Annotated in this window: 15 protein-coding genes; 11 read left to right on the top strand and 4 right to left on the bottom strand. The window is 63.8% G+C overall.

All coding sequences use genetic code 11. The annotated features are described in order from the left end of the window. The first annotated feature begins 21 nt into the window (after positions 1–21). The 6 genes from B5F88_RS09590 to B5F88_RS09565 all read left to right on the top strand — a co-directional run bounded on the left by B5F88_RS09590 (position 22) and on the right by B5F88_RS09565 (position 6,292). Complete coding sequence (locus tag B5F88_RS09590) at positions 22–591, top strand: hypothetical protein (protein ID WP_087344977.1); 570 nt, start codon at positions 22–24, stop codon at positions 589–591. Positions 592–602: 11 nt separating this feature from the next. Beyond that, complete coding sequence (locus tag B5F88_RS09585; RefSeq protein ID WP_087344974.1) at positions 603–1,295, top strand: response regulator transcription factor; 693 nt, start codon at positions 603–605, stop codon at positions 1,293–1,295. Between the two features lie 29 nt (positions 1,296–1,324). Further along, a complete protein-coding gene (locus tag B5F88_RS09580; protein ID WP_087344971.1) occupies positions 1,325–2,800 on the top strand; it encodes a HAMP domain-containing sensor histidine kinase in 1,476 nt (491 codons plus the stop codon). 120 nt (positions 2,801–2,920) lie between these two features. Next, the gene (locus tag B5F88_RS09575; RefSeq protein WP_087344968.1) at positions 2,921–3,640 is read left to right on the top strand and encodes a DUF4358 domain-containing protein; all 720 of its coding nucleotides are present in this window, start codon (positions 2,921–2,923) and stop codon (positions 3,638–3,640) included. A 97-nt stretch (positions 3,641–3,737) separates the two neighbouring features. Continuing rightward, the gene (locus B5F88_RS09570; RefSeq protein ID WP_087344965.1) at positions 3,738–5,141 is read left to right on the top strand and encodes an MBOAT family O-acyltransferase; all 1,404 of its coding nucleotides are present in this window, start codon (positions 3,738–3,740) and stop codon (positions 5,139–5,141) included. 14 nt (positions 5,142–5,155) lie between these two features. Next, on the top strand, positions 5,156–6,292 hold the full coding sequence (locus tag B5F88_RS09565; protein ID WP_087344962.1) for a DHHW family protein: 1,137 nt from the start codon (positions 5,156–5,158) through the stop codon (positions 6,290–6,292). A gap of 63 nt (positions 6,293–6,355) precedes the next feature. Here B5F88_RS09565 and B5F88_RS09560 read toward each other — a convergent pair whose 3' ends face one another. From B5F88_RS09560 to B5F88_RS09550, 3 genes are all read right to left on the bottom strand, one after another. Beyond that, entirely contained in the window at positions 6,356–7,582 is a 1,227-nt protein-coding gene (locus B5F88_RS09560; RefSeq protein WP_087344959.1) for a hypothetical protein, read from the bottom strand. A gap of 78 nt (positions 7,583–7,660) precedes the next feature. After that, complete coding sequence (locus B5F88_RS09555) at positions 7,661–9,334, bottom strand: Na+/H+ antiporter NhaC family protein (RefSeq protein ID WP_087344955.1); 1,674 nt, start codon at positions 9,332–9,334, stop codon at positions 7,661–7,663. Positions 9,335–9,473: 139 nt separating this feature from the next. After that, entirely contained in the window at positions 9,474–9,995 is a 522-nt protein-coding gene (locus B5F88_RS09550) for a transcription repressor NadR (protein ID WP_087344951.1), read from the bottom strand. Between the two features lie 128 nt (positions 9,996–10,123). On the opposite strand from B5F88_RS09550, the gene B5F88_RS09545 reads away from it, so the two are divergent. The 3 genes from B5F88_RS09545 to B5F88_RS09535 are packed head-to-tail and all read left to right on the top strand — an operon-like array spanning position 10,124 to position 12,922. Then, the gene (locus B5F88_RS09545) at positions 10,124–10,774 is read left to right on the top strand and encodes a helix-turn-helix transcriptional regulator (protein ID WP_242959722.1); all 651 of its coding nucleotides are present in this window, start codon (positions 10,124–10,126) and stop codon (positions 10,772–10,774) included. A gap of 15 nt (positions 10,775–10,789) precedes the next feature. Next, positions 10,790–12,196: a Sapep family Mn(2+)-dependent dipeptidase gene (locus B5F88_RS09540; protein WP_087344946.1), complete on the top strand. Its 1,407-nt coding sequence runs from the start codon at positions 10,790–10,792 to the stop codon at positions 12,194–12,196. 36 nt (positions 12,197–12,232) lie between these two features. Then, positions 12,233–12,922 carry a hypothetical protein gene (locus B5F88_RS09535; RefSeq protein WP_087344942.1) on the top strand — a complete coding sequence of 230 codons (690 nt, stop codon included), beginning with the start codon at positions 12,233–12,235 and terminating at the stop codon, positions 12,920–12,922. Positions 12,923–12,974: 52 nt separating this feature from the next. Here B5F88_RS09535 and B5F88_RS09530 read toward each other — a convergent pair whose 3' ends face one another. After that, on the bottom strand, positions 12,975–14,417 hold the full coding sequence (locus tag B5F88_RS09530) for a 4Fe-4S dicluster domain-containing protein (RefSeq protein WP_087344939.1): 1,443 nt from the start codon (positions 14,415–14,417) through the stop codon (positions 12,975–12,977). Between the two features lie 213 nt (positions 14,418–14,630). On the opposite strand from B5F88_RS09530, the gene selA reads away from it, so the two are divergent. Continuing rightward, on the top strand, positions 14,631–15,992 hold the full coding sequence (gene selA, locus B5F88_RS09525; protein ID WP_242959720.1) for an L-seryl-tRNA(Sec) selenium transferase: 1,362 nt from the start codon (positions 14,631–14,633) through the stop codon (positions 15,990–15,992). Beyond that, positions 15,989–16,339, top strand: a 351-nt coding sequence (locus tag B5F88_RS09520) for a GTP-binding protein (RefSeq protein ID WP_204246219.1), incomplete at its 3' end; no start/stop codon positions are given. The genes selA and B5F88_RS09520, both read left to right, overlap by 4 nt.

The raw sequence follows: 16,339 nt of genomic DNA, 5'->3' as shown, positions 1-16,339 counted from the left end.
ACCGTGGAAGGGTGTGACGTTATGGAAATTACATTGGAACAGGTGGAGCGCCTGCGGGAGAAGGCCGACGTCTCCTATGAGCAGGCCAAGGCGGCGCTGGAGGAGGCGGGGGGCAGCCTGCTGGACGCGCTGATCCTGCTGGAACGGCAGGGAAAGGTGAACCCCGGCGCAGGGCGTAGCGCCCACTATTCCACCCGGCCCGGGGCGGGGAACCAGAGCAGCCAGGCCTTCTACCCGGGACCAGCGGAAGAGCCCCCGGAGCAGGGCTCCGGCTTCTGGCATATGGCGCAGGACCTGCTCCGCCGGAGTGTGGAGAACAATCTGGAGGTCTGGCGGCGGGGGGAGCATATGGTGAGTATTCCCCTGCTCATCGCCGCCTTGCTGCTAGTGGTGGCCTTCTGGATCTGCCTGCCGCTGGTGGTGGTGGGTCTGCTGGCGGGCTGCCGGTTCCGGTTGGCCGGGCCGGACTTTGCGCACGGCCAGGCCGGCGAGGCGGTCAGCCGGGCCGCCTCCGCCGTGGGGAACACGGTGGAGCGCATCCGGGACCAGGCCCAGCGCTATTTTCACGAAAATCACAGGGATAAGAAGTGAGGTGTTGCTCCATGGGGGAGCGGATCCTGCTGGTGGAGGACGAGGAAAAGCTGGCCCGTATGGTGGAGCTGGAGCTCCAGTACGAGGGCTACACGGTGGAGAAGGCCTTTGACGGCCGGACCGGGCTGGAGCTGGCCCTGGGGGGCGGCTTCGACCTGGTGCTGCTGGACATCATGCTCCCCGCCCTGTCGGGGATGGAGGTGCTGCGGCGGCTGCGGCGGGAGAGCCAGGTGCCCGTCATCATGCTCACCGCCCGGGACACGGTGGTGGATAAGGTGTCCGGCCTGGACATGGGGGCGGACGACTACGTGACCAAGCCCTTCGCCATCGAGGAGCTGCTGGCCCGCATCCGGGCGGCCCTCCGCAAGCGGCCCGCCCGCCCGGCGGAGGAGGCCCCCCTGCTCACCGCCGGGCCGCTGGTCATGGACACCGAGCGGCATGAGGTGACGGTAAACGGCCAGAGCGTGGCTCTCACCCGGCGGGAATTCGATCTGCTGCGCTGCCTGCTGGAGCACAAGGAGAAGGTGCTCACCCGGGAGGCCCTGCTGGACCAGGTGTGGGGCTTCGACTTCGCCGGGGAGACCAACGCGGTGGACGTATACGTCCGCTTTCTCCGTTCCAAGCTGGACGAACAGTTTCACTTCAAGCTCATCCACACCGTCCGGGGCGTGGGCTATACCATCCGGGAGGAAGGGAACCCGTGAGCCGCCGGTGCGGAGAATAGGAGGCTGACATGGCCCGTAAATCCAGCCGGCAGGGTGGCAGGTTTCAGTCCTCCATCGTGGCCCGGCTCAACATCAAGCTGTTTTTCCGGCTGCTGGGCATCTACCTTATGCTGGACCTGCTGCTGGTGCTGCTGTTCTGCGGCGGGCTGGTGGCCTGGGCGGAGGGGCAGGCCGCCCAGCTGGCCGAGCTGGCGGAGGAGCGGGGCGTCCCCTCGGCGGAGGCCACCGAGTGGATGGCCGCCGGCAGCTACACCGTCTCGGCGGGGGCGGAGACCCCGGAGGGAGTCAAACTCCCCGGCTGGCTGCCCAGCCCGGCGGGGCTGGAGGAGGATGAGCGCTACTTTGACCCGGGGACGGCGGACCTGCTGCCCCTGCTCACCTTTGCCAGCGGCGGCTCCACCAGCTACACCCTGATCACCCAGTGTCAGGGGCAGAGCTGCACCATCCGGCTGGACTTGTCCCGCCCGGCGGCCATCTTCGTCTTTACCGCCCGGGTGCTGCTGGTGTGCCAGCTGGTCAGCCTGATTTTCAATCTGCTGAAAAACGCGGGCACCATCCGCCGCACCCTGCGGCCCATCCAGGAGCTGGCGGCGGCGGCGGTTCGGCTGAATCAGGCGGCTCAGGGCATGTCCCCGGAGGAGCTTCAGGCCCTGGCGGGCAAGCTGGACGAGATCAACGCCACCCATCTGGACCGGCGCATTTCGGTCACCGGCACCCAGAAGGAGCTGCGGGACCTGGCCCGGGCCATCAACGCCATGCTGGACCGCATCAACGCCGCCTACCGCTCCCAGATGCGCTTTGTGTCCGACGCCAGCCATGAGCTGCGCACCCCCATCGCCGTGATCCAGGGGTACGCCAACCTGCTGGACCGGTGGGGCAAGGACGACCCAGCCACCCGGCAGGAGGCCATCGACGCCATCCGGCAGGAGGCTGACTCCATGAAGGAGCTGGTGGAGCAGCTGCTCTTCCTGGCCCGGGGAGACAACGACTCCATGAAGGTGAGCTTTGAGCCCTTCGACCTCACCGAGGTGGCGGGCGAGGTGCTGCGGGAGACCCAGATGATTGACCAGACCCACAAATTCACCGCCCGGTGGTCCCTGCCGGTGCCGGTGTGGGCCGACCTGGGGCTCATCAAGCAGGCCCTGCGGGTGCTGGTGGACAACGCCATCAAGTACACCCCGGAGGGGGGGCGCGTCACCATCTGGGCGGAGGGGGCGGACGGTCTGGCCCGGCTGTCGGTGGAGGACGAGGGGCAGGGCATTGACCAGGAGAGCCTGCCCCACATCTTCGACCGCTTCTACCGCACCGACGAGAGCCGGGCCCGCCAGACCGGCGGCACCGGCCTGGGTCTGGCCATCGCCAAGTGGATCGCCGACCGGCACGGCGGCTGGTTCGAGGTGGTCTCCTGGCCCGGCGTCGGCACCCGGATTACCCTGGTGCTCCCCCTGGCCCCCATGGAGGAGGGCGAGCCGGAGGCCTCCTGACATCCACGCGGCCCATCCTGTTTCGGATGGGCCGCTTTTTTTGCAAATCGGAGGGAACTTTTTTCTCACAGCTGCCGTCCAATAGTTCGAAACTCAAAAACAGAAAAGGAGCTACCAACTATGAATCGTCGTTTTCTCGCTCTGGCCCTGGCCGGAACGCTGACCCTGAGCCTGCTCACCGCCTGCGGCGGCGGCAGCGATACCCCCGACACCCAGACCACCCCGCCCACCGTGGAGAGCGCCTCTCCCGCACCCGAGTCCTCCGCCCCCGTGGCGGAGACCACCCCTGCCGTCCCCGAGTCCTCCGCCCCCGTGACCGAGGAGAGCCAGGCGCCGGAGAGCACCCCCTCTTCCAAGCCCTCCGCCGCTCCCACCACCAAGCCCACCCAGAAGCCTGCTGAGAGCTCCAAGCCCTCCGCCACCCTCGCGCCCACTCCCACGCCGGAGAGCAAGCCCGAGACCGACGTGGTGGCCTCCGTGTGGAATGACATCTCCGCTCTGGAGCTGCCCAGCATGACCGAGCTGGACGACTCCCTGCTCAGCAGCCTTTACGGCATCGACGCCGCCGATCTGGTGAGCTATGAGTGCTACATGCCCCTGATGGGCGTCCACGCCACCGAGTTCTTTGTGGCCGAAGTGAAGGACGGCAAGATGGACACCGTGAAGGCGGGCATCGCCAAGCGCCAGGCCGACCTGGACACCCAGTGGTCCCAGTACCTGCCCGAGCAGTACGAGCTGGTGAAAAACTACAAGCTGGTGACCAACGGCAACTATGTGCTCTTTGCCATCGGCGAGCAGGCCGATCAGGCGGTCAGCATCTTTAACAGCTATACAAAGTAAGGAATCTGTGGTATAATAAAGATTACGCGCAACGCGCCCGGCAGGGCCGCTCCTGCCGGGCGCGTTTTCGCAAGTCTGAGAAAGAGAAGGTGAGACGTTGGTCTTTTCCAGCCTGTATTTTCTGTTCCTCTATCTCCCTGTTGTATTATTGCTCTATTATATTACGCCTCTGAAGTGGCGCAACCTGCTGCTGCTGGTGGCCAACCTGATCTTCTACGCCTGGGGCGAGCCGGTATATATCCTGATCATGTTCGTCTCCATCGCCATCGACTACACCCACGGCATGCTGGTGGAGGCCAACAAGCGGAAGGGCAACGACCGGGGCGCCCGGCTGGCGGTGGCCTCGTCGGTGGTCTGTAACCTGGCCCTTCTGTTCTTCTTCAAGTACTGGGACTTCATCGCCGGGTCGCTGGAGGCCATTGGACTCACCTTCATGCCCAAGCTGGGGCTGAGCCTGCCCATCGGCATCTCCTTCTACACCTTCCAGACCATGAGCTACACCATTGATGTGTACCGGGGAGACGCCAAAGTACAGCGGAACATCATCAACTTCGGCACCTTCGTCACCCTGTTCCCCCAGCTTATCGCCGGTCCCATCATCAAGTACAAGGATCTGGGGGATCAGATCGACTACCGGAAGCACTCCCCGGAAATGTTCGCCTCCGGCGTGCAGGTCTTTGTGGTGGGCCTGGCCAAAAAGGTGCTGCTGGCCAACAACCTGGGCATGCTGTGGGACGTGTACAAGGCCCTGCCCACCGGGGAGCTCACCGTGGCGGGGGCCTGGCTGGGGGTGCTGGCCTTTTCCCTGCAGCTCTACTTCGACTTCTCCGGCTACTCCGACATGGCGGTGGGCCTGGGGCGGATGCTGGGCTTTGAGTTCATGCGCAACTTCAACTACCCCTATATCTCCAAGTCCATCACCGAGTTCTGGCGGCGGTGGCACATCTCCCTGGGCACCTGGTTCCGGGAGTATATGTATATCCCCCTGGGGGGCAACCGGGTGAGCAAGCCCCGGCTGTTCTTCAATCTGCTTATCGTGTGGGCGGCCACCGGCATCTGGCACGGAGCCAGTTGGAATTTCCTGCTCTGGGGCCTGTACTTCGCCGCCCTGCTGATCCTGGAGAAGGCCTTCCTGGGCAAGCTCCTCCAGAAGCTGCCCGCCGTCCTGTGCCACATCTACACCCTGTTTTTCGTGCTGGTAAGCTGGGCCATCTTCGCCGTGGAGGACTTCGGCCAGCTGGGCGCCTACCTGAAGGCCATGTTCGGCATGGCGGGAGGCGGCCTGACCAACGATAACGTCTGGTATTATTTCTCCTCCTATCTCCCCATGCTCATCATCGGTGGGGTAGCCGCCACCCCGCTGGCGGTGAAGCTCTGGGGCAAGCTGCCGGAGAAAGCCGTCAAGCTGGTGCTGCCGGTGCTGCTGCTGGCGGGCCTGATCTTCTCCACCGCCTACCTGGTGGACGCCACCTACAATCCCTTCCTCTATTTCCGCTTCTGATTGGAGGTTCTGACATGTCGAAAAAATACTGCATCTTTATCACCGCTCTGTTCTGCGCTTTTATCGGGGTATTCCTGGTGGCCAACGCCGTCGCCCCCGACCGGACCTTTTCCGAAATGGAGAATCGCAACCTGGAGCAGCTGCCCACCCCCTCGGTCAAGACGCTGCTCAGCGGGGAGTTCATGAAGGACTTTGAGACCTACACCACCGACCAGTTTGTGGCCCGTGACGGCTGGATCGGCCTGAAGTCCGCCACGGAGCGGGCGCTGGGCAAGCAGGAGAACAACGGCGTCTACTTCTGCGACCAGAACACCCTCATCACTCGCTTCGACCAGCCGGACAGCCAGAAGGTGACGGACAACCTGAATTATGTGAACAACTTTGTGGAAAATGTGGATATCCCCGTAACCTTCTCCCTGATCCCCACCCAGGCCTGCATCTGGGCCGACCGCCTGCCGGAGGGCGCGCCCAACGCCAGCCAGACCGACATTCTGACGCAGGCTCAGGCCGCGGTGCCCGGGGCCACCTGGGCCGACCTGTACACCCCCCTGTGGGAACACAAGGATGAGGACATCTTCTACCGCACCGACCACCACTGGACCAGCCTGGGCGCCTACTACGGCTACACCGGCCTGGCCCAGGCCCTGGGCTATGAACCGGTGAGCCTGGACAGCTACACCGAGACCGTCCGCTCCACCGAGTTCTACGGCACCGTGTTCTCCTCCTCCGGCGTGCGGTGGGTAAGCCCCGACACCATTTCCACCTATGTGCCCGACACCGGCATCACCGTGGTAAGCCACACCTATGACAACAAGGGCAACCCGGTGGAGGAGCCCCGGTCCCTGTATGTGGAGTCCTTCCTCAATGTGAAGGACAAGTACTCCATGTTCCTGGGGGGCAACCAGTCTCTGGGCGTAGTCACCACCCCCAACACCGACAAGCCCAAGCTGCTCATCATCCGGGACTCCTATACCGACTCCCTGGTGCCCTTCCTCACCCCCCACTTCTCCGAAATCCACCTGATCGACCTGCGGTACTACAAGCTGTCCATTCAGGAGTATATTCAGCAGAACGAGATCGACCAGGCCCTGGTGCTCTACAGCGTGCCCAACTTCGTCACCGACTCCAACCTGCTGTGGATCGCCCGCTGAACGCAAAAACAAACATGCCCCAGTCCCCGCAAACTTGCGGGGACTGGGGCATGTTTTCTGCTGTCAGTAGCCCAGCTCCTGGAAAATCTCCTTGACAGCCCCTTTGTGCTCCACGGAAGTGGTACACAAAACCAGCGTATTGTCAATGCGGGACACCACGGAATAGGTTCCCCCGGAGGTCAGGGCATATTCCGCGCTGTTGAGGAGGTTGGAGTGAACCTCGCTGTAGGAGCTGCCCCTGTTCTGCACAAATTGGTCCTCCAGGCTGGAGAAAGCCTGCCTGGCCTCCTGTTCCGTGGGATAGCTCAGGTACCATATACTGTACGCCTGGCTCCTGGCCTGAAAGGCCAGCTCCCATCCGCCCTCCAGCTCCGGCGGGGCCTCCGCTGTGACGGTATAGCCGTACTCGCTCATCTGTACCGCGAAATCTCCGGGAACCAGGGCGGTTTTCGCCTGGAACAGCGGCAGCAGCAAAACGATTGCGCACACAACCACGCCCACCCCCAGGGCCGCCAGGATGCCGATGAGCCGCCGCTTCATCTTTCTGCCCAGCTCCAGCTCAGCGGCGGACTGCTCCGGGCGGGCGCTCAGCAGCTGGTTCAGCTGGTCGGCCGCCGCCGGACCGAAGGTGCGCCGGATCCAGTTGGGGTCATATTTGTGGTTGTTCCGGTCAAAGGTGTAGCTCCAGGACTTCTCCACCTCACAGGTGGAATACCGCCCGGGCCGGTTAAACTGCCGGGCGTCCACATAGATGGTGAAAAAGCTGAGGATGGGCAGCATGTCCCGGCAGCCGTCCTCCAGGTGGAGATAAAACACATCCAGCCGGTTCCAGGTGTCCAGGGGCTTGGTGATCTGGGCAATCTGCCGCTCCCCGTCAAACACGCTGATGACGTAGATCCTGCCCAGGGCCCGGGCATAGCAGTCATAGATGTGCTCCCGGTAGTCTATGGTCATCTGCTTGGTAAAGGCTCCGTCAATCTGGGTATAGAACGAGCCGTACACCGCCCCGTCCCTGCCCACCACCTGGTACTCCCCCAGCTTTGTGGCCGAACCGAACAGGTATTTATACCGGGAGACAGACTGGAGGGTGTTCTCCAGGACGTTATAGGCGGTGTGAAACACCTCGTTTCCATCGGCGTCTGTAAAACTCAGCCGGCGCAGATGCTCCATCTGAAATGGAAGCTGGACATCGGCCCAGGGCGTCTGGGCCCGGAACAGAACCCGGTCCTCCCCTTCCACCTGGAACAGATGGCTTCCATTGGCCTGGGTCTGCCGTATGGTGACAAACATGGATTCCTCTCCCATCCCTGAAAAAAACGCCGGCTTCCGCCCAAGGGCGGAAGCCGGCGTGCTCAGTGTGCTATGTAATTAGTCGCGCTGAGAGTGCCAGGTCATAGAGTGGTTCAGCTTGCCGATGACAAACATGACCACCACGGTGGAGACAATGGCGATCAGCAGGCAGACGATCTGGGGCACATAGTCGATGATCAGGCCGGTGATGATGTAGTTGACAAAGCCGATAGCGGCCACGGTGACGGCGTAGGGCATCTGGGTGGCCACGTGGTTCAGGTGGTAGCACTGGGCGCCGGTGGACGCCATGATGGTGGTGTCGGAGATGGGAGAGCAGTGGTCGCCCATGACCGCGCCGCCCAGGGTGGCGCCGATGCCCACCATCAGGATGGGCACTTCGTTGAGGGCCTCGGCGGTCAGGTTGTCAAAGCCGCCGGGGGTGAAGATCTCCAGCACGATGGGCAGCAGGATGCCGAAGGTGCCCCAGGAGGTTCCGGTGGCAAAGCCCAGGAAGCAGGCGATCAGGAAGACCACGGCGGGCAGGAAGTTGTGCAGGCCGGGGCCCAGGGTCTCCACGAACTCGGCCACGAACTGGGGGGCGCCCAGGCCGTCACGGGTCACGCCGCTGATGGTCCAGGCCATGCAGAGGATCAGGATGGCGGGCACCATCTGGTTGAAGCCCTTGGGCAGGCAGTCCATCAGCTCGGTAAAGGTCATGGAGCGGCGCACCATGAAGTAGATCATGTCGATGATGATGGCGATGATGCCGCCGAAGGGCAGGGCGAAGAAGGCGTCGGTGTTGGCGAACATCTCCAGGATGGTGGTGCCGCCCGCCAGCCAGCCGGCGTACAGCAGGCCGATGACGCAGCAGATGATGAGGATGACGACGGGCAGGATCAGGTCAATGACCTTGCCGTTGGGGTTGAACTTCATCTCCTCGGCGTCGGCGTAGGGCCGCTCGGGGGTGGTGTACAGGTCGCCCTTGGCGGCGTTGTCCTCATGCTTCTTCATGGGGCCGTAGTCCACGTTGAGGGCCGTCATGATGATGATGAAGACCATGGTCAGGATGGCGTAGTAGTTATAGGGAATGGCCCGCAGGAAGATCTGGAAGCCCAGCTCCTCGTTGTTGATGACGCCGGTAACGGCGGCGGCCCAGGAGGAAATGGGCATCATGATACACACGGGGGCGGCGGTGGCGTCGCACATGTAGGACAGCTTGGCGCGGGAAATGTGGTGGCTGTCAGCCACGGGGCGCATGACGTTGCCGGTGGTCAGGTTGTTGAAGTAGTCGTCCACGCCCAGCACGATGGCCAGGATGAAGGTGGACCACAGGGCGCCGGCCTTGGTCTTGATGTGGGCCACAGCCCAGTCACCGTAGGCCTTGGAGCCGCCCGCCCGGATCATCAGGGCCACCAGGGTGCCCAGGATGACCAGGAAGATCAGGATACCGGCGTTGCCGCCGATGTTGCCCACAAAGCCGTTGACCAGGTGGTTGAAGGTCATGACCGGGTCGAAGTTGGCCTGGAGGACAAAGCCCACCAGGATGCCGATAAACAGGGACGAATACACTTCCTTGGTGATCAGCGCCAGAACGATGGCCACCACAGGGGGCAGCAGGGACCAGATCGTGCCATAGAACTGGCTGACGGCCGCCTCGTCGCCCTCAGCAAAGGCCACCAGCGTCAGGACGCTGACCAGTGCAAACAGGACGAGCAGGAACTTGCCAAACTGCTTTGTACGTGGTGAGTTCATAATAACCCTCCCTTATAAATTCGAATCCTAAAAGCCTCCCCAACCCAAGGATTCATCCTCATCATACACTATCATTCACAATTTGGCAACACTTTTTTGTCAAAATGTACAGTCGGACTAGCTCTTTACTATGTTAAATTCACATATTGAGCAAAAACCCCTCTTTTGCAAGTGCTTTTTGTATCCTTTGAAAACTTTTTTCGTCCTGACAGCGGATGGTGTGGAGGTGGATGCCGTCGGTGAGGTCGGACAGGGGCCGGGCGCCGTGCCGGGCCACCCGCTCCACAAACTCCTGTACATCATATCGGCTGCGCACGCCCAATATGCCGGTAAGCTGGCCGTAAACCGGGTGCTCCACAATGACGTCCACCACCTCGCCTCCGGCATCCACGATGGCATTGAGTTCCGCCTGGGTCTCCTCCGGGGTGTGGACGCAGGCCACCGTCCGCTCCACCCCCTCCGTCCGCCGCTCCAGCAGGTAGCCTCTGGGGGTGGCCAGAATACGGGCGCCTCCCGCCCGCAGCAGGGCCACATCGCCCACGATGATCTGCCGACTGACGGAAAGCCGCCGGGCCAGGGACGCCGCGCTCACCGGCGCCGCCGCCTCCTCCAGAATCCGGGCCACCTCCGCCCGGCGCTGCGCTCCATTGTGTTCGCCCATGGTCCGCCCCTCCTTTTGTCCCAAGTATAGCAGTTCCGCCCCGTCGTGTAAATCACCTTGCATTTTCGGCGGGAGCACAGTAAAATAGAAGGGCTATGGTGTCATCTGGAGAGGAGCGGAAAACCTGTATGATGGATCGGGAGGAAGCCTTTGAGTTTTTGGACCGTACCGCCCGGGGAATCGCGGAGATGTTCGGTTCCACCTGCGAAACCCTGGTACACGACATGGGGGACCCCAGTCATCCCATACTGTCCATTTACAACGGCCATGTCTCCGGGCGGACGGTGGGTTCCACCCTGGACATTCTGGGCACCGCCCGGGCCCTGGACCAGGACGCCCTGGTCACCGATTTTGTCAATCTCTACGCCACCACCCCCTCGGGCCAGCAGATCAAGAGCAGCACCTTCCACCTCATCGGGGAGGACTACAACCTGGCTCTGGGCATCAACTTCGACTACTCCTCCCTGGTGTACGCCAACCGGATCCTGGTGGATCTGATGAGCGCGGAGGCCGACCTGCAAAGCGCCATGTGGCACGGCGGGGACAAGCAGCTGGGCGATCTGTTCGAGGAGTGTCTGGCGGCGGTGGGCAAGCCGGTGAACGCCCTGAACAAGCGGGACCGGATGAAGATTATCGCCCTTCTGGATCAGAAAAACGCATTTTCCTTCCGCAAATCGGTTCCCTTTGTGGCCAAGCGGCTTCAGGTATCCCGATACACGGTGTACAAATACCTGGGAGAGCTGGCGGGAACCGGCAGCGAGGATGATCCTACCGAATAAGGAGGCATATGTTTTATGTACAAGCAGCAGATTGATTCCTATTTTGCCGATCCCGCCCGCCGGGCCCAGCTGGTGGAGCATATCTCCCGGCTGGTACGGGTGCGCAGCGTCCGGGAGGAGGCCAAGCCCGGCATGCCCTTCGGCCCCGGCCCCGCCGCCGCCCTGGCGGAGGGCCTGAAGCTGGCCGAAGAGCTGGGCTTCTCCGTTCAGAACTATGACAACTATGTGGGAACGGTGGACCTGAACGGCCAGGACACCGCGCTGCACATCCTCTGCCACCTGGACGTGGTGGGCGAGGGCACCGGCTGGACGGTGACCGCCCCCTACGAGCCCAAAGAGGTGGACGGGATGCTCTACGGCCGGGGCACCGACGACGACAAGGGCCCGGCCTGCGCCGTGCTGATGGCCATGCAGGCGGTAAAGGACCTGGGGGTACCCCTGAAGCACAACGCCCGGCTGATCCTGGGCACCGACGAGGAGAGCGGGTCGGAGGATCTGGCCTACTACTATGGGAAAGAGCCCTATGCCCCCTACACCTTCTCCCCCGACGCCGAGTTCCCCCTCATCAACATTGAGAAGGGCAGCTACCGGCCGGTCTTTACCAAGAGCTGGGAGGCCGAGACCGCCACGCCCCGGCTGAAGGAATTCCACGGCGGCTTCCGCACCAACGTGGTGCCGCCGGAGGCGGAGTGCGTGCTGGCCGGGCTGTCCGCCGAGGCCGTCCGCCCCTACTGCGACACCACCGCCGAGCTCACCGGCGCCAGCTATGAGCTGAAGGAGGAGGGGGATGACCTGCGGATCCTCTGCCACGGCAAGGGGGCCCACGCCTCCACCCCGGAGGAGGGCAACAACGCCATCACCGCCCTGCTGGAGCTGCTGTGCACCCTGCCCCTGGCCAAGGTGGGCTCCACCGCCGCCCTCCACGCCCTGAACGCCCTGTTCCCCCACGGAGACTGGGGCGGCAAGGCCCTGGGGGTGGCCCAGTCCGACGAGATCTCCGGCGTGCTCACCCTGGCCTTCTCCCTGCTGGAGATCACCGAAACCGGCCTGCGGGGCCAGTTTGACAGCCGGGTGCCCATCTGCGCCAACGAGGAAAACTGCAAGGCGGCGGCGGAGGCCTCCTTTGCCCGCTTCGGCTTCACCGCCGAGGGCGGCATGCAGGAGCCCCACCATACCCCCGCCGACTCCCCCCTGGTAAAGACGCTGCTGCGCTGCTATGAGCAGTTCACCGGCCAGCCCGGCAAATGCCTGGCCATCGGCGGTGGCACCTATGTCCACGACATTCCCGGCGGCGTGGCCTTCGGCTGCTGCATGCCCGGCTTCAACGGCAACATGCACGGCGCCGACGAGCACACCTGCATTGCCGACCAGCTCACCGCCGCCAAGATCTTTACCCAGGCCATCATTGATCTGTGCTCCTGACCCGGAGGGGTTGTCAAGAGAGAGAGGACAAAGAGAATGAGAGGAAAGACCGCAGCTCTGACCCTGACACTGGCCCTGGCGCTGGCCCTTCCCCTGACCGCCTGCAGCTTCGGTGGGCTGACGGAAAAGGACGCCATGTGCTATATCCAGGGCACCATGGATGAGAACTATCTGGGCAAAGCCGACCCGGAGTTTCTGGAGCTCATCGACATCTCTGAGGAGGACGTGGACCAGATCTACGCCGACAGTCTGACCACCGAGGCCCAGTTTTTCCTGGACTCCTTTGTGGAGAGCGAGCTGCCCCAGGAGGAGGAAGAGCGCCTGCTGGAGGAGCTGAGCAAGATGTACCGGCAGATCTACGCCCAGTCCAGGTACACCGTGGAGTCCGCCTCCAAAATGGACGAGCGCACCTTCAGCGTCAAGGTAACGGTGGAGCCTATCGACATCTTCCATCTGGTGGCGGACGATTTGTCCAACGGCGCCGCCGACGACCTCAACAGCCGCTACCCCGATCAGATGACCGACGAGGAGTATCTGGCCTATGAGGTGGAATGGGTGGAGCTGTTCATGGACCTGACCGAGGAAAATCTGCCCCGGCTGGGCTATCTGGAGCCCTCCACCATCCTGGTGCAGGTGGCTCTGGGAGACGACGACTACTGGGGCATCCCCGACGACGATTTCTGGGCGCTGGACGCGCTGGTCATCGACTACAATCTGTATGGATGAAACAAACAGGGGCCCCGCCGGTTGATCCCGGCGGGGCCCTGTCTCTTTGCGCTTATTCCGCTTCGTCCTTCTGGGACAGCGTCTCCGCGGCGGCCACCGCCTCCTCAATGGTGCGGCCCTCCGCCTGCTTGGCGTGGCGGTCCACATCCCCCTGGTTCTTGGGGGAGCGGATGAGCTGGGCGGGACCCTGAACGCAGCCGCCCTCGCAGGCCATACCCTCGATAAAGTTGAAGTCGCCGATGCCCTTGGCCGCCTTCAGGAAGGCCAGCTTGCAGGCCTCCAGCCCGCTGCAGGTCATGGGCTTAACCTCAAACTTGCTGCCCCGCTCGGCCAGGGCCTCCTTCACGGCGGCGGTGACGCCGCCGCTGCGGGCAAAGGACCGGCCAAAGCCGCTGGCCTGGTCCAGGTCGGCGTCCTCCAGCTTGGACACGTCGATGTCACGGGACTCAAACATGGCGTACAGCTCCTCAAAGGTGAGGGCGCTGTCCACCGCCCGCATGGTCTTGCCCAGCTTGACCTCCTTCTTCTTGGCCACGCAGGGCCCGATAAAGATCACCTTGGCGGAGGGGTCCTTCTTCTTGATGTTCCGGGCAGCCATGATCATGGGCGAGGGGGTGGAGGAGATCAGGTGGGCCTGCTCGGGGAAGTTCTTCTCCACAAAGTCCACAAAGGCCGGGCAGCAGGAGGAGGCCAGCATGCCCTTCTCCTCCAGCTCCACCGCCTCGTGCTTGGCGGTCATGTCGGCGCCCAGAGCCACCTCCACCACGTCGTGGAAGCCCAGCATCTTCAGGCCGGTGACCACCTGGCCCAGATCAGCCGGGGCAAACTGGCCGGCGATGGAGGGAGCCACCGCGGCGTACACGTGGAAGCCCCACTTGTCGGCCCCCTGGAGCATTTGAATGGCGTCCACAATAAAGGCCTTGTCCATAATGGCGCCGAAGGGGCACTGGTACACACAGGCGCCGCAGGAGGTACACTTGTTGGGATCAATGAAGGCCTTGCGGTCCTCTCCCATGGAGATGGCCCCCGCCTTGCAGCTGCGCTCGCAGGGGCGGGTCTTTTTTTCAATGGCGCCGTAGGGGCAGGCCGCCACGCACTTGCCGCAGGTGATGCACTTCTTATGGTCGATGGTGGCCTTCCGCTCCACCACGGTAATGGCGTCCTTGGGGCAGGCGTGGACGCAGCGGGTGGCGATACAGCCCCGGCAGGAGGGGCCCACGGAGATCTCGGTCACCGGGCACTCGTCGCAGGCGATGTCCAGCACCTCCACCAGGTTGGGGTTGGTGCGGTCGCCCCCCATGGCCACCTTCACCCGCTGGCTGATGATAGCCCGCTCTTTATAGATACAGCAGCGCATCTTGGCCTCCGGCCCGGGGATCAGCTGCTCGGGAATATCCAGAATTCCGGTCTGCAGGTCATCCGCCCAGGCCAGCTTGGCCACCGAGCGGAGCACATCGTTTTTCAGTTCCTGTACATGTGTCTCAAATACCCGCATGTCAGTCGCTCCTTTTCACAACACCAAATCATTTCGTCAACTTTTTCACAATTTGATGATACCTGTTTTGGCTCTCATCTGTCAATTGCAATTATTCCTTTTCTTAGCGTAATTTGCAAGGCTTTTTCTGAAAACCATAAAGTTTATACGCTATCGTTTGCCGAAATGTGGTATACTGCAAGGGAAACGCCAAAGAAAAAGGGAGGCTGTGCCGTGGCAAAACACAAACTGTCCCAGCTGCCGAAAATGGACCGGCTGCTGGCCCGGGAAGAGCTGGCGGGCTGCGGCCTGCCCTACCCGCTGGTGCGGCGGGCGGCGCGGCAGGCGCTGGAGGAAGCCCGGCAAGGGCTGCTGGCCGGGAGCCGGGACAGGGCCCCCACCGAGGCGGAGGCCGCCGCCCGGACGCTGGCGCTGGCCCGGGCCCTCTCCCGCCCCGGTCTTGTTCGGGTGATCAACGCCACCGGGGTGCCCCTGCACACCAACCTGGGCCGCTCCCCCCTCTCCCCCCGGGCGGCTCAGGCCGTTCAGGAGGCGGCGGCGGGCTACTGCTGCCTGGAATACGACCTGGCCTCCGGCCGCCGGGGGAGCCGCACCGGCCGGGTGGAGGAGCTGCTGCGTGCGCTCACGGAGGCGGAGGGGGCCTGCGTGGTGAACAACAACGCCGCGGCGGTGCTGCTGATGCTCTCGGTCCTCACCCCCGGCCTGGGGGTAGCCATCTCCCGGGGGGAGCTGGTGGAGATCGGCGGCGCCTTCCGGGTACCCGACATCATGGCCCGCAGCGGGGCCCGGCTGGTGGAGGTGGGCACCACCAACAAAACCCGCCTGTCCGACTACGCCGCCGCCCTGGATGCAGGCGCGGCCCAGGCCCTGCTGAAGGTCCACCCCAGCAATTTCAAGGTAGTGGGCTTCACCCAGGCGGCGGAGCTGCCCCAGCTGGGGGAGCTGGCCCGGCAGAAAAATGCACCCCTGCTGTGCGATCTGGGCAGCGGCGCCCTCTCCACCGGGCGCTTTCCCGGGGAGCCTACGGTGGAGGAGGCGGTGCGCTGGGCCGACGTGGTGTGTTTCTCCGGCGACAAGCTGTTGGGAGGCCCCCAGGCGGGGATTTTGCTGGGCCGGGCGGCACCCATGGCCCGGCTCAAATCCGATCCCCTGGTTCGGGCCCTCCGGCCGGACAAGCTGACCCTGGCGGCTCTGGAGGCCACCCTGATGGACTGGCGGGACGGCATCCTCCCCCCGGCGGCGGCCATGCTGGGGGCGGACGGGGACACCCTGCGCCAGAAGGCAGAGGAGCTGGTAGCCCGGCTGGATCCCCTGTGTCCCCAGGGCTGCGTCTGCCAGCTGGCCGAGAGCCCCGGGGAGGCGGGGGGCGGCTCCATGCCCGGCATATCCCTCCCCGGCTGGGCGGCGGCCCTCACCCCGGCGGAGGAGCTGGAGTCCTTTTTCCGGGGTTGGGAAATTCCCGTCATCGGCCGTATCCACAAGGGCAGGCTGCTGCTGGACGTGCGCACCCTACTGCCGGGAGATGAGGACGTGATCGCCGCCGCCCTCTCCCGCTGGAAGGGGGAAGAGCCATGATCCTGGGCACCGCCGGCCATGTGGACCACGGCAAGACCGCCCTGATGAAGGCCCTTACCGGGGTGGACACCGACCGGCTGGCGGAGGAACGCCGCCGGGGCCTCACCATCGAGCTGGGCTTCGCCCCCCTCACCCTGCCCAGCGGCCGGGAGATCAGCGTGGTGGACGTACCCGGCCACGAGAAGTTTATTCCCACCATGCTCTCCGGCTGCGCCGGGATGGACCTGGCGCTGCTGGCCGTAGCCGCCGACCAGGGGCCCATGCCCCAGACCAGGGAGCACCTGGCCATCCTGTCCCTGCTGGGGGTGCGGCGGGGGGTGAGGGCCACCACCCCCCGCCGCACCCCC

It is taken from the genome of Flavonifractor sp. An306 (assembly GCF_002159455.1).
Taxonomy (GTDB): Bacteria; Bacillota; Clostridia; order Oscillospirales; family Oscillospiraceae; genus Flavonifractor.
Note: the sequence above shows the minus strand (reverse complement) of the source record. Positions and strands in the feature narration are given on the sequence as shown.

Excerpts from the sequence above, each read along its gene's own strand:
- B5F88_RS09590 (WP_087344977.1), top strand. The coding sequence starts at position 22 with ATGGAAATTACATTGGAACAGGTGGAGCGCCTGCGGGAGAAGGCCGAC.
- B5F88_RS09585 (WP_087344974.1), top strand. The coding sequence starts at position 603 with ATGGGGGAGCGGATCCTGCTGGTGGAGGACGAGGAAAAGCTGGCCCGT.
- B5F88_RS09580 (WP_087344971.1), top strand. The coding sequence starts at position 1,325 with ATGGCCCGTAAATCCAGCCGGCAGGGTGGCAGGTTTCAGTCCTCCATC.
- B5F88_RS09575 (WP_087344968.1), top strand. The coding sequence starts at position 2,921 with ATGAATCGTCGTTTTCTCGCTCTGGCCCTGGCCGGAACGCTGACCCTG.
- B5F88_RS09565 (WP_087344962.1), top strand. The coding sequence starts at position 5,156 with ATGTCGAAAAAATACTGCATCTTTATCACCGCTCTGTTCTGCGCTTTT.
- B5F88_RS09560 (WP_087344959.1), bottom strand. The coding sequence starts at position 7,582 with ATGTTTGTCACCATACGGCAGACCCAGGCCAATGGAAGCCATCTGTTC.
- B5F88_RS09555 (WP_087344955.1), bottom strand. The coding sequence starts at position 9,334 with ATGAACTCACCACGTACAAAGCAGTTTGGCAAGTTCCTGCTCGTCCTG.
- B5F88_RS09550 (WP_087344951.1), bottom strand. The coding sequence starts at position 9,995 with ATGGGCGAACACAATGGAGCGCAGCGCCGGGCGGAGGTGGCCCGGATT.
- B5F88_RS09545 (WP_242959722.1), top strand. The coding sequence starts at position 10,124 with ATGATGGATCGGGAGGAAGCCTTTGAGTTTTTGGACCGTACCGCCCGG.
- B5F88_RS09540 (WP_087344946.1), top strand. The coding sequence starts at position 10,790 with ATGTACAAGCAGCAGATTGATTCCTATTTTGCCGATCCCGCCCGCCGG.
- B5F88_RS09535 (WP_087344942.1), top strand. The coding sequence starts at position 12,233 with ATGAGAGGAAAGACCGCAGCTCTGACCCTGACACTGGCCCTGGCGCTG.
- B5F88_RS09530 (WP_087344939.1), bottom strand. The coding sequence starts at position 14,417 with ATGCGGGTATTTGAGACACATGTACAGGAACTGAAAAACGATGTGCTC.